Source organism: Exiguobacterium sp. s131, assembly GCF_018617345.1.
Classification (GTDB): domain Bacteria; phylum Bacillota; class Bacilli; order Exiguobacteriales; family Exiguobacteriaceae; genus Exiguobacterium; species Exiguobacterium profundum.
Window position 1 is genome coordinate 429040 of the sequence record NZ_JACSJX010000001.1, and the last position, 14377, is coordinate 443416.

The window sequence follows — 14377 nt, forward strand, 5'->3', positions numbered from 1 at the left end:
GCCTGGCGACTGCCAGGCTTTTTTACGTGGACGATGAGAGTAGTTGTTGAATCCCACCATTTGCTAAGGTAGAATTTTCAAGTAGAACAACTGACAAGTGAGGGAACGAATGGAACATTCACATGCAAAACAGATCGTGGCTCAACTTCGGGGTTCGCTCTCGGGGAAAGCGAGCGATGGTTGGGACGTCGTCATCTCGGCAGGGACGATGTGTTATCAATGGAAGGGAAGACGGATGGTGCCAGACAGTCGGCTCGAGACGACTGAGACGGTACGGCTCATCCGTCCATACGGTCGATATTATATTGTCCATAGAGAAGGAAGGGAAGCACTCGTCCGCGCGACGGACGTGATGCTCCTCATGACTGAACCTCTCTCGAAAATCAAACTGACGGACAAGATGGAGCGACTGCTCGTCCGTGACTATATGAAACAAAAGCGCACATTCGCTTCGTACCATTATGAACAAATCCGTGATGAACAGGCGGTTCATTTTGCAGAAGAGACGTTGAGCGGAAGATGGTATATCCCATCGCTTCCGCATACATTGACCGTCCGTGATGTTCGGACGTTCGATTGGAACAAAATGTTACCACTTGTGAACAACAACTCTTTCCTTTTCCAACTCCACTATTTGACGACGGTCAATCAACTGACTCATGCCTATGAGGTGACGCAAGACGAAAGATACTTGCACTATGCACACCAAATCATCGATAGCTGGCAGAGCCATCATCCGCTGCATGGCGGTCCGCGGGGGCGTGTAGCATACCATGCGCACGGTACGGCGATTCGAGTATTCCATATACTCCGTTTCTTTGAAGCGTATCGCCAGGCACCGATCCATCATGATGCCCGTGTGACGTGCCGCTTGTTACATCTGTTATATGAACATGCGACATTACTGGCGACCCCTACCTTTTATCGTCCGCTCCATAACCATGGGCTCTTTCAAGATATGGCACTGTTTGCGATTGCTTCCTGTTTTCCGGAGTTTGATCGCAGTGCGGATTGGAGAAGGATTGCGCGTGCGCGGTTGAATAAGCAACTCGACATTTGCCTTTCGGAGGACGGGACCCATTTGGAGCACTCGCCCGGCTATCACGTTTACGTGTACCATACGCTAAGTCGATTTAGAGACTGGGCCGATTTAAATGGATTCACGTTGCCGGAAGGGATTGGACGCATCGACCGGATGCCAAAGCGCCTCTTGCATTTCATTAAACCGAACCAAACCTTGCCGATCGTGGGGGATACGGGAGGACAGCTTCGCGGAAGCCGTTTAATTCCTCGGATTGAAACGTTTCCCGAACTAGCCTTTGCCATGAGTGGAGGGACACAAGGACAATGCCCAGAAGAACTGCTGGCGAATCTAGGCTCTCAATATGCGGTCATGCGTGAATATTGGCACCATGCAAAGCGTCCGTTTCGTGACGCCACCTATATTCTGATGACAGCGGGATACCATGGGGGTGCACATAAACATGCCGACGACTTGAGTCTCGAACTATATGGATTGGGGCGGGATTTCATCGTCGAAACCGGTCGGTATGGCTATGTGGACGGACCTGAGCGTGCGCAAGCACTACGTGTCGCGGCGCACAATACGGTACATCGACTCGGAGAAGAGCTCGACTTGTCGATCGAGCGAATCGGAGAGAGCGGAATCCTAGAGGTGAAAGAGGCGCGGAAACAGATGACGGCGACCGGAGTGAGCCGTCTGATTGGAAAAGAGGCCATTCATACTCGGCATGTCGTGTACGATAAGGCGCGAACGCTTGTCGTGTTTGATCGGATTGTCGCGCCGGAAGCGGATCTCTTTGTCCAGCGCTTCCATCTGGCACCCGGTTTGGACCTGGTATCGGGTACACCAGAAGAACACAACGTTCGATTTAAAGATGCCTCGAATCGAGCCATTCAATTCATTCAGCTTTTAAAAAGCGAAGAGGCTTATATGGCACTTGAACTGAGCCATGTATCCATGCGTGATTTGGAGTGGACTCCCCGCCAGCAAGTCGTTTCGATTGAACATGGTAGCGAAGTTCGCTTTTTGACTCTGATTCGACTAGACCGGACCGGGAAGCGTGTCGTCGATACGAAGGTCGAAGAGCGGGATGGGGTGTACATCGTCTCGTATTGGATTGAAAACGGGGGGAAGCATGTCATTCATGTGCCGTGTGAGGAAAGTCGTGACGTGTAAAGGACAAAACGTCACGACGCTCTCACGAAGTGATGTCGTCCTTTACATAATGAGGGAATCGTTTTTTGTGGAAATTGTAAAAACCTTAAAAATCTTCAATTTGTGATTGTTTATTGGACGCGTTTCCGTTACGTTAGAACTAGAGCGATTTGTACATATAAGGGAAAAACGGACGACTTTGGGGTAATCGTGGTAAGTAAAAAGTCGAATGGTGTAAGCGCTTTCTCTTGTGTGTCCTCTTCGCAAATCTGAAAGGGGAATTGGACATGACAAAGAAATCATCTCGTAAGTTGTACACAGCACTCGCTGTAGCGGCCGTATCGACTGCATCGCTCGCACCGGTTGTTGTCACAGAAGCTGCGTCGAAAGCACCAGTCGTCAAAGCGAAATCAGCGTATGTGTACGCAGGGGACTTGGATGCTGCACTCGATGCTACATATGAAGGCGCGCCGATCCATTGGTATAAATCGAGCGTCAACTTGGAAAAATTAGGTACATTCCAAACAGCTAAGGGAATCGTCAAAGGCAAAGGGAAGTACATTGAGAAACGCGTCCGCGTCCTCGATCACCCGATTGCGATTTTACCACCGAGCGAGCCACTCGTGTTCAAACAAGGGAAACCGGCACTTGGCATCGTGAAGCAACAAGTGAAATTCGCAAGTGGGACGTATGAAAAAGCAGTACGTTGGAGCAAAATCGACACGAGTGAAGTCGGCGAATTCGTCGCGACGGCTACATATACAAACCGTGGTAAAACGATCACACTTGAAGTTCCTTATACAGTAGAAGGATACAAGCTCTCGATCATGCACACGAACGACACGCACGCCGCACTCGATCTCGCACCGAAACGTGCGACAGCCATCAAGCAAATCCGTGCAGAGAAGCCAGACAGCCTCTTGATCGACGCAGGGGACGTCTTCTCAGGATCACTTTACTTCAACGAGTTCAAAGGTCAAGCTGACCTCAAACTCATGAACTACATGAAATACGATTTGATGGTACCGGGTAACCACGAATTCGATCTCGGTACAGAGCAAGGGCATAAAGAACTTGCTGATTTCGTCCGCTATGCGAACTTCCCGTTCGTCAGCTCGAACGTCAACTATGCAAATGACCAATACATGAAGAGCCTCTACCGTGACGAAGTTTCGCAAAAAGCGTACAACGGTCGTCTTTATGAAGGTGTCGTCAAAGTAGTGGATGGCGAGAAGGTCGGATTCTTCGGTTTGACAACAGAAGAGACGGCATCCATCGCTAGCCCAGGCCCAATTGAATTCCAAAACTACATCGCAGAAGCACAAAAAGCAGTCGACGCGTTCAAAGAGATGGGCGTCGATCAAATCGTAGCTGTCTCACACCTTGGGTATAACGACAACCCGGCGTTCGACAACGACTTGTTGCTTGCTGAAAACGTAGATGGAATCGACATCATCGTCGGTGGCCACACGCATACTCGTTTGAGCGCTCCGGTCCTCATCACAGAAGGAAAAACAGAGCCAACGGTCATCGTTCAAGCGGACCAATACAGCAATTTCCTCGGAACGGTTGATGTCGAGTTCGACAAGGATGGAAAAGTCATCAAACATGCGGGTAGTTTGATTGATGTGAAAGCACTTCAACCAGATCCATACGCGGTCGAGTTGCTCGCACCATTTAAAGATGTCGTGGATACAATCAGCCAAGACCCAATCGGTGTCTCGCTCACAGCTCCACTCGATAACCCACGTGACAAAGGTGACGAAACAGCACCGAGTGTCCGTAAAAATGAAACAGCCCTCGGTAACTTGATTACAGACGGTATGCTCACGAAAGCGAAAGAGTATGATTCTGCTGTCATCGGTGCTGTTCAAAACGGTGGTGGAATCCGTGCATCAATCGATGCAGGTCCTGTCACGACAGGTGAAGTGTTGACGACACTTCCATTCGGAAACACGCTTGCCATCATGGACTTGAAAGGTAGCGAATTAAAAGCTGCTTTCGAGCGTAGCGTTGGCATTTACCCAATCGAGAACGGTGGATTCCTCCACGTATCTGGATTCAAAGTATTGTTCGACAGCTCAAAACCGGCTGGCGAGCGCATCGTTAGCTTGCAGTACAACAACGGCACAGAGTTTGTCGATGTCGAAGACGCGACGAGCTACAAAGTCGCAACGAACTTCTTCACAGCGCAAGGTGGAGACAACTATGTTGAGTTTGAAACGGCATTCAAAGACGGTCGCGTCAATGACCTCGGTCTCATCGACTGGGAAAACTTCCGCGATCACTTGATCAGCCTCGGCGAAGAAGTCACACCTGCTGTTGAAGGACGTATCGTCGACGTCAACGCAGCTGAATAAGACAATCATTGATTACTTTCGGACGGATCCAGGAATGGGTCCGTCTTTTTTATAGGAAACTCAGGCGTGTACATTTGTCATCAAATTGCGACCGACATATAACTCTGTTAAGATACGATAAGATGAAGAAATACTGATTACTTAAAAAAGGTGGAGCGGACGTATGGATGTAAAAGCGACGCTGCGCGATGTGCAAGCGCACATTGCGTGGTTGAAAGAAGAAAAAGAACGGGTCGACCGGAGAGAAGCATTGAACGGAGATGACTTGATCACCCTTGAGGACCTTCCTTCATTGTCGAGACAGGCACAACGCCCGCGTCTTGACGATAAATTGTTTGAAGAACAGCAAGCTACCTTAAAAACGGAACTCGAATCAGCTCGAGCGCGACTCCCGAAACAAGATGTGACTCGTATCGCATCGAATGGGAGCAATTTTTATGAGAAGGCGGACGTACAAGTGGCATTCGTCGGTCCTGTTAAACGAGCGAAAGAGTTAGAGCGGCTTTGTCATGTCCATTTATTTGAGAATGTGACGGGCTTCTTAGAGCTGGCTGAAATCGAAAAGATTGATTTCCTTCTCATCTCGGCCGCGCTAGTGGAAGATGAGACGACCGCATTCCACCACATGGGCTCACCGCGTTCGCACTCCCGTCACTGGTTGGAGAATTTGATTCGCAAAGCCAAACAAATTGATGTTCGTGTCGTGTTTGAAACTACTCTCGATACGAATCACTACGATCGTTTCTCCTCACTCGCCGCACAGTGTGACTATATCTTTACGGCAAACGAGGAGCGTGTGACGGATTATATCGAAGAAGCCGGACATGAGCGCGTTTTTGTCATCCGTCCGGGAATCGACCCACTTCGCTTCAATCCAATCGGGATGACGCGTGTTCAGTCGGATTCGGTCGTCGTCACGAACCGTTTCCCGGTACAACGTTTTGCAAAAGACTTGGAGACACTCGCACAAGGTGTTCGTGATGCGAATAAGTCTCTTTATGTGATTCGCGAAGCGGATGAATCGAAGGTGTCGTTCGCACCGAAATCACTTCAAGATGTCCTCGTCCATGGGGACCAAGAGGAGATCGAGGCGTTGAAAGAAACCTCGAACTGGATTCTTCACGTCAATGAAGTGAAAAACAGTCCGACGATGAGTGCGCAAGCCATCTATGAGGCACAGGCACGGGGACAACTCGTCTTGACGAACTACAACGTGGCCGTCAACAACGATTTCCCGAACGTATTCATCGCGACGAGCGCATTGGATGCACAAGGGATTTTAGAAATGTTCGATACAGACGAAGAGCGTCTCGAGCATCAACTATCTGGTGTCCGCACCATCTTCTCGAACCATACAATTTATGATCGTTTCAACGAAATGTTATTCGTTCTCGGCATTCACCACGAAGTCCGTCGTGACGTCCTCGTCATCGGTCGCGGCGACGTGACGGCGACACGTGAGCAGTTCGAGCGCCAATCGTATCCGCATAAACGTTTTGTCGCAGAAGCGGATTTACAAGAAGTCGATTTACGCACAGCCGACTTCGTGACGGTATTTGACGACCGTTATCACTACCTCGACTATTATGTAGAGGATATGGTCAACGCCTTCAAATACACGGACGTCGCTTTCGTGACGAAAGGGCAGGACGTTGTACATGAATTCGTAGAGGGATACGATGACGTCGCATTAACGATGTTTGCGGCAAGCCACCTGTCGCTTGAGACGCTTCGGGACGACCAGCGTATCGAGGGACAAGGCTATGCCATCGATCATTTCGAACTGCTCGCGGCAGATGACGTACTCGTCCCGAATGAACCGGGCGACTATGCGCTTTCAATGATCGTCCCGATTTATAACAACGGTCGTTATCTCTACAACAAATGTTTCTCTAGTCTTCGCCGTAGCTCGATGTTTGAAGACATGGAGGTTTGGCTCGTCGACGACGGTTCGACGGACCAAGAGACGATCGGCTATATCGAACGCCTCGTGCGGAAGTATCCGAACGTCTACACGTACTCATTCAACGACGGAGGCAGCGGCAGTGCGTCGCGTCCGCGAAACAAAGGCGTCGAATTGGCAACGACACCGTACATCGCTTTCCTTGACCCGGACAATGAAGCGGTCAACGACGGCTATGCGGAACTATTCCGTATCATGAAAGAGAATGACGCGCTTGACCTCGCAGTCGGAAGTATGTTGAAGCTTGCGAACCGTGAGGCCATGATTGAGCTAGACGGCCTTGAAAAAGATGGTGTTCGCGTCATCGAAGACCCGAGAGCGTACTTGCTCGAGCACAACTTCAAGGTACAGAGTATCCAGACGATGGTCATCAAAAAAGACTTCATCCAGAAGCACGATTTGAAACAGGTCATCGGTGCGGTCGGGCAAGACTCGCTCTTCTTCCAAGAGATGTTCCTCAGCGCAGGACGCGTCGCTCTTCTCGACTTGACGATTCATGATTATTACGCGGCTGTCGCCGGTTCGACAGTCAACACGATCACGAAGAAGTACTTTACGAAGTGTGTCATTCGGGAAACGGCCCGGGCAAAAGCATTCGCCCGGGAAGGTGTACTCGATCAATACCGTTCCACACGATTCGAACGCTTCTTCTCGATGTGGTATTTGGTCTTCTTACGCCGAAGCAAACCGGAAGAGTTTGTCGACAATGCCGGTATGCTTTATGAAATCATCGAACAGTATCGTCCGATGGAATTAGAGACGCCGATTGTAAAACAATTCGTCGACTTATATGAATCAGGACAAACAGAAGAATTGAAGCGTCTCTACTTTGACGCATACTTGTGAGGTGAGAGCATGAGCAACGAATTTGAAAAAGAAATCGGATTGTTGAAACAACGAATCAAACTGCAGGAAGAAGAGATTCGTCATTTGAAACATGATGAACGTCTATTACGTCAAAAGCATCGACGACTCGTTCAAAAGTATGGAGATCTTCTGTACACGTTTGAATGGACCGTGAAGACGTTCGAGAAGAAAGAGCAAGCGCTCAGTGACTTGAAACGTAAATATGATGTGTTGAATCAGAAGTATCGTCGTCTTGTGCAATCGAAAGCCGGAAAAGCGATTTTGAAGGCACAGGCGGTTGCACGACGCATTCGCAAATAAAGAATCGAGCTCGAAAGACTCGATGATTTGGAGGATATGAGGATGGATTGGCAGAAAAAAGCACGTCGCGCCGCTTACCTTGGGGTACAACGGTCGAAGCGACTCGGTCGTAAAGTGTTGAACAAACGCCCGAACAAATCGCATCAACTACGTGAACTCGTACCGAACTGGTATACACGCTCACCTTACGTACACGTTGAAGGGACGGACCTTGTCTTCTCTGGGGACGAGCCGGTCACCGTCACGTACCGACCGAACGCGAGTTCAGATATCATCTCGGTGAACGACCTCGTCGAATCAGGTCAAAAGACGTTCACGGCTATGATGCGTGTCAAATCGCGCGAAGGTCTGATGCCAACGTTGACGTTAGAAGTCGTGCGTAAAGGTGGACGTACTCGTTACGTGACGGTACAGGACGGCGATCAGGTCGATGTGACGCTCGGCATGGGTGAACAAATCGTCCGGGCTCATCTTGAAGTCAACGGGGCAGGAGCGTTCAGCCTCGTCGAGCTCATGCTCGGCAAGCTGTCGCTTTGGACAGTCGAAGGGACGGCTGCGAACGTATCACTTGATGCTTTTGATTTCCGTTATCCGCTTACGTCGTCGTCACTCCGTTCTCTCAAACCACAGAGTGAGATTGCTCACTTCGACGGAGACACGCTCGTCGTCCGTGCCGAAGGGAACCAATACACACACTATGGCGTCGATGAGGTCGCGCTGCCACACGTCGATACGGAACGTGGCATCGATTTTGAGACGGGTGATATGGACGATGACTTGTACCGTTTCTATTTGAAAGGGGACCGCACGGGTACAGCGGACGCCTCGCTATTCATCGCGACGTATACGGTGTCTGGGCAGGATCGTTTGATTGAAGTGCCACTCGGACTGAGCGGTATCGTCCGCATCGCACCGTCACACCGTTCCATCCGCTATTTCATCCGCGTGAACGGGTCAGGACAGCTTGAGAACTTGAATATCGGCATGATTCGCGAGAAGAGTGTCCGCCGTGAAGACGTCTTGTCCCTCAAACCGGACATGTGGACGATCCCGGCACCCGACCTCATCAAATTGAAGAGTCGAGATGACCAACTCATCGTCCAGTTGAAAGGCGAGGACGATCAGCGCCGCTATATCTCGTATGCCGAGATGAACAACAGCTTCAAACTGCTCCCGACAGAGTTCCCGTATGAAGTGAAGGCGAACAGTCGTTACCGTGTCACGCTTGACGGTGTGGCCGATGAAGGGGCGAACGTCGTCCTCTACATCATCGCCTACTCGGCAACGGAGCGTCAGATCATGCAACAGGTTCAAATCGGAAGCGAGAAAGTCTTCTACTTTGACCGTGGCATCCGCTTCCTTCGTTTCGCCCTCCGTGTCGACGGTGTCGGAGAGGCTCGGATCGACCGCATCCGTGTCGCTGAAGAACTCGTCAGCGATGGTACAGAAAACCCGACGTGGATGGACGTGCGCGAGGCTCGCTTCTTCGCACCAATCCCACGTGAACTACACGAACTGAAGGTCGCGGCCATCTTCGATGAGTTCACGATGGCATCCTACAAACCAGAATGCCAGCTCATCACGTTCACACCGGACAACTGGAAGACGGTGCTCCTCGATGAGCAACCGGACGTCCTTGTCGTCGAATCGGCGTGGAAAGGGAACGCCGGTGCATGGGAGAAGAAAATCGTCAAATATGGCACGAACACATGGGAAGAGCTCGATGCGCTTCTCGCTTGGTGCCGTTATCACAATATCCCGACCGTCTTTTGGAACAAAGAAGACCCGATTCACTACGACCGTTTCATTGAAACGGCGAAGCGATTCGACTATGTGTATACGACCGACATGAACCGCGTTCCGAACTATAAAGAAGATTGTGGTCATGACCGTGTCGATGCGTTACCGTTCGCGGCGCAGCCGAAAGAACATAATCCGATCCGCTTACCAGGGACTCGTGAGCCTTACGCGTGTTTCGCCGGTTCGTATTATGCGAACCGTCACGAATCACGTAAAGCTGACATGGACAGACTGTTCGCGGCAGCAGACAAGTATGGTCTTGCGATTTACGACCGTAACTATGCGATCAACCAACGCGGGGAGAGCGACCAACTTCAATTCCCGGAACAGTTCCGTCACTCGATTCGCGGCAGTTTGAAATACAACCAGATTGCCAAGGCGTATAAAGGATATAAAGTCATGTTGAACGTCAACTCGGTCAACGATTCACCGACGATGTTCTCACGTCGCGTCTTCGAAGGACTCGCCTGCGCCACACCGGTCGTTAGTACACGCTCGGTCGGGGTTGATGCCATGCTTGGCGATTACGTCTTCCTTGACGACGGAGAATCTGACTTGGATGAAACGTTCCGCCGCTTGATGACAGATGACTCATTCTATGAGGACATCGCGATGCGTGGTATGCGTCACGTGTTGACGTATCACACTTACACGCAACGTCTCGCGAAAATCATCCAAGACGTCGGTATCCCGTACCGTGTCGACCACGAGAAGATTGCCGTCGTCGCCTTCATCAAGTCGCGCGAAGAGGCAGAACGCGTCGTCGCTCAGTTCGAGGCGCAACGTTATGAGCATAAACATCTCATGATGTTCCTCGATAAGTTCGAGGATCACATCGATGTATACAATACGTACAACACGCCGTCGATTTCGACGTATATGCGTAGCTACTTGACGCACTATACCTCGTTCACGGAGATGGTCGAATCGTACGATTGGGTCGCCCACTTGAAGTCGGACGATTATTACGGTCCGAACTACTTGAGCGATTATCTGCTCGCGGCACGCTACGCAGAAGCGGACGTTCTGACGAAAGAGGACTACTATACGTATGACGGTCAGCTCGTCAAACAGGACCATGACGAATCGTATCGTTATGTGTTTGATGCGACACCGTCCCGCTCGATCGTGCAGCCGTCGGCACTCCGTTTCTATACGGTGGAGGAGGCACTCCACATCTTTGAAGCGGATGAGAGCTTGAACGAGCTTGCTCGTTCTGGCAAACGCATCTTCAGTGTCGACCCGTATCAATATGTGAAAGCCGGTGCCGCCATGGATGAAGCGGACCTTCAGGAGGTAACATTATGACGAAGCAACCGCTCCGAATCCTCGTATACGGGGACGTCAATTTGAACTTGATCGACGGATCGGCCATCTGGCTCACGTCGGTCGTGCATATGTTGAACCAGGACCCGAACATCGAGGTCGACGTGCTCTTGAAGCGCTCGATTGTGAAACCGGAAGTGACGGCGTCGATCAAACAGCTCGACCGCGTCAATTTCATCGACGTCTTTACGGAAGACTCGACGAAGAAAGACGAGCCGTACTATGAGAAGAAGGTGCTCCAGCCGGAAGAGGCGGCCCAACTCATCCACGAGCTCGTCGAGACGAAACAGTATGACATGACGTTCATCCGGGGGTTCCAGCTCGCTTATGCGCTCTCCGATTATGAACATACGATGAAAAAGACGTGGACTTATCTCACAGATTTCACGCATGATTCATCGGCCGCGTCACAGGAGGAGTTGGCACGTTTGAAGAAGATTGCGGACCGTTCGGCTCGCATGCTCTGTCAGACGGCGGAGATGAAGGCATACTTCGAGACGTTTTTACAGACGCCGAAGCCGTTCCTCATCTTGAATCCGATGATCCCGAATATGCGTGAGGCGACGCCGACGTTCAAACGTCAGGCGAAACGTCTCGTCTATACAGGAAAATTCGCGCCACTCTGGTACTCGGCTGAAATTCTCGACGCACTCGAGAAAGTACGAGTCCGGATGCCGGACGTCAAATTGAAAGTGGCAGGAGACAAGTTCAACCAAGACCCGAACAACCCAAACTTCCGTAAAGAAGTGACGCATCGCCTTCAAACGGACGAAGGGGTCCACTGGTTGAAAGGTATCCCGCGTGCGGACGTCGAGACGCTCATCGAAGAGAGTGACATCGGCATCTCGTGGCGTCACCCGGACCTTGACGACAGCCTCGAGTTGTCGACGAAGCTCCTCGAATATGGGGCGCTCGGGAAGCCGGTCCTCCTTAACCGCAACAAGATGCACGAGATGTTGCTCGGGTCGAGCTACCCGCTCTTCGTCAATTCGGAAGACGAATTTATCGAAAAGGTTGAACTCGCCTTCACGCATCCAGCCATCTATAAGGATGCGGCGGAACGGCTCTACAACATGGCGAAGAATTATACGTTCGCCAGCACGTTCGAACGTCTCCGTGACGCGATTTGGGAGATGCAGAAGACGACGATCCTCTTCGCCGGTCACGACTTGAAATTCATCCGTATGTTCATGGAACGTTTCGAGGCCGACCCGAGCTACCGGGTCCTCATCGACCAGTGGGACGGACACAAGATTCATGATGTGAATCACAGCAAGGCATGTCTCGCACAAGCAGACGTCATTTTCTGTGAATGGGGCCTCGGCAACGCCGTCTGGTACTCGCAACATAAGTTGCCGCATCAACGCCTCATCGTCCGGATTCATCGTCAGGAAAAAGAAACACCATTTCCACGGGAATATGCGCTCGACAACATCGACCGTATCATCCTCGTATCACCGTATATGTTAGAAGAGATGCATCGTCTGTTCGGAATCCCGCGTCACCAGATGACAGTCATCTACAACGCCGTCGACGCAGACAAGCTCGACAAACCGAAACAGGCAGACGATTTGACGTTCCGTCTCGGTATGATCGGCATGAACCCGAAACTGAAGCGTCCGGACCTCGCGCTCGACGTCCTCGAAGAGCTACTGAAGAAGGACAAACGGTACCAGCTCCACTTCAAAGGACACCATCCAAAAGACGTCTATTGGATTGGGAAGCGCGAAGAGGAGAGCGCGTACTACGAGGCGCTACTGAAACGAATCGAGGAGTCAGAACTTCGCGACCACGTCCACTTCGATGGTCACGGCAATGACGTCGACACGTGGCTCCAATCGATCGGATTCGTCTTCTCGACAAGTGACTTGGAAAGTTTCCATCTCGCACCGGCCGAAGCGATGGCAGCAGGATCATACCCGCTCATCCGCCACTGGACGGGCGCGGAAACGATTTACCCAGACGAACTACTCGTCACGGATACGTCGAAATTTGTCGATACGATCCTCTCTTATAAAGAAGATTCCGAGAAGCTGATGACGGACGCAAAAGCCTATCAGGCGTATGCCCGTAAACATTTCGCGCTCGATCGTCTCTATCGAGAAATGGAACAAATCATTTCAGGCAAAACACACGAACAATTTGCGACGACATTGTCATGAAAATGTAATTGCACCAAAGAATTGTTCAAGAGTATAATGAGTATTGTTTTATTATCGAATGTGAAATAAAATGATGGACAATGCGCTATTTAAAAAGCGCGTCAAAACATTTGGAGGTTACCACACAATGAAAGTATGTACAGTAGGTCTTGGATATATCGGATTACCGACATCGGCTGTCTTTGCGAACTATGGCGTCGACGTCGTCGGAGTCGATATCTCACAACATGTTGTTGATAAATTGAACCGTGGAGAGATCCACATTGAAGAGCCAGGTCTCGGCGAAATGGTCGCTGACGTCGTGGCAAAAGGGAAGTTCCGTGCATCACTCTCTCCAGAGAAAGCAGATGCCTTCATCATCGCGGTCCCAACACCGAACAACGACGACGAGCACAAATCATGTGACTTGACGTACGTCTTGGATGCGACACGCAAAGTGTTGCCATTCGTTGAAAAAGGCAACGTCATCATCGTTGAGTCGACAATCGCACCACGTACGATGGACGACTTCGTCAAACCACTCGTCGAAGAAGCTGGATTCACTGTCGGTGAAGACATCTATCTCGTACACTGCCCAGAGCGCGTATTGCCTGGACAAATCCTTCATGAGCTCGTGCACAACAACCGCATCGTCGGTGGGATCACGACAGAATGTGCAGAAGCAGGCGCACGCGTCTATGGTACATTCGTTGAAGGTGAAATCGTGAAAACGGATGCGAAGACGGCAGAAATGTCGAAACTCATGGAAAACACGTTCCGTGATGTTAACATCGCACTCGCGAACGAACTCGCAAAAGTATGTAACGACTTAGACATCAACGTTCTTGACGTCATCGAGATGGCGAACAAGCACCCACGTGTCAACTTGCATAGCCCAGGACCAGGTGTCGGTGGACACTGTCTCGCGGTCGACCCGTACTTCATCGTCGCGAAATCACCTGACCTCGCGAAAATCATCAACTTGTCACGTGAGACGAACGTCTCGATGCCACACTACGTTGCAGACAACGTTCAGAAGTTGACTGCTGGAATTGAAGACGCAAAAGTCGCTGTCTTTGGTGTGACATACAAAGGAAACGTCGACGACATGCGTGAAAGCCCAGCGGTTGAAATCGCTGAAATCTTGCTTGACCGTGGTGTGAACATCTCTGTTCACGATTCACACGTTGAAAAATCAACATCAAGCCGTTTCGAGCTCGTTTCAAAAGAAGAAGCACTCAAAGACGCAGACCTCGTCCTCGTATTGGTTGACCACAATGAGTTCAAAGTCCTCGACTTTGCAGAGCTCAAGTCATCAATGCGTCGTCCGATGATCTTCGACACACGTAACATCGTGAAACCAGAAGGTGAAGACGTAGCGGTCGTCAACTACGGCAACCTCTACAAATATACAAAGGAAACGAATCTCGTTCTTTGATTC

At 50.6% G+C, this 14377-nt stretch carries 7 protein-coding genes; all 7 read left to right on the top strand.

All coding sequences use genetic code 11. The annotated features are described in order from the left end of the window. The first annotated feature begins 109 nt into the window (after nucleotides 1-109). The 7 genes from KNO69_RS02320 to KNO69_RS02350 all read left to right on the top strand — a co-directional run bounded on the left by KNO69_RS02320 (nucleotide 110) and on the right by KNO69_RS02350 (nucleotide 14374). Entirely contained in the window at nucleotides 110-2200 is a 2091-nt protein-coding gene (locus KNO69_RS02320; RefSeq protein ID WP_214815817.1) for an alginate lyase family protein, read from the top strand. A 266-nt stretch (nucleotides 2201-2466) separates the two neighbouring features. Then, the gene (locus KNO69_RS02325) at nucleotides 2467-4539 is read left to right on the top strand and encodes a bifunctional metallophosphatase/5'-nucleotidase (protein WP_214815820.1); all 2073 of its coding nucleotides are present in this window, start codon (nucleotides 2467-2469) and stop codon (nucleotides 4537-4539) included. 163 nt (nucleotides 4540-4702) lie between these two features. Beyond that, a complete protein-coding gene (locus KNO69_RS02330; protein WP_214815823.1) occupies nucleotides 4703-7348 on the top strand; it encodes a glycosyltransferase in 2646 nt (881 codons plus the stop codon). 9 nt (nucleotides 7349-7357) lie between these two features. Further along, entirely contained in the window at nucleotides 7358-7669 is a 312-nt protein-coding gene (locus KNO69_RS02335; protein WP_074036034.1) for a hypothetical protein, read from the top strand. 42 nt (nucleotides 7670-7711) lie between these two features. Further along, the gene (locus KNO69_RS02340) at nucleotides 7712-10777 is read left to right on the top strand and encodes a CgeB family protein (protein ID WP_214815826.1); all 3066 of its coding nucleotides are present in this window, start codon (nucleotides 7712-7714) and stop codon (nucleotides 10775-10777) included. Continuing rightward, on the top strand, nucleotides 10774-12957 hold the full coding sequence (locus KNO69_RS02345; protein WP_214815829.1) for a glycosyltransferase: 2184 nt from the start codon (nucleotides 10774-10776) through the stop codon (nucleotides 12955-12957). Before KNO69_RS02340 ends, KNO69_RS02345 begins: the two co-directional genes overlap by 4 nt. Nucleotides 12958-13084: 127 nt before the next feature. Further along, the gene (locus KNO69_RS02350) at nucleotides 13085-14374 is read left to right on the top strand and encodes a nucleotide sugar dehydrogenase (protein WP_074036038.1); all 1290 of its coding nucleotides are present in this window, start codon (nucleotides 13085-13087) and stop codon (nucleotides 14372-14374) included. Nucleotides 14375-14377: the final 3 nt, after the last annotated feature.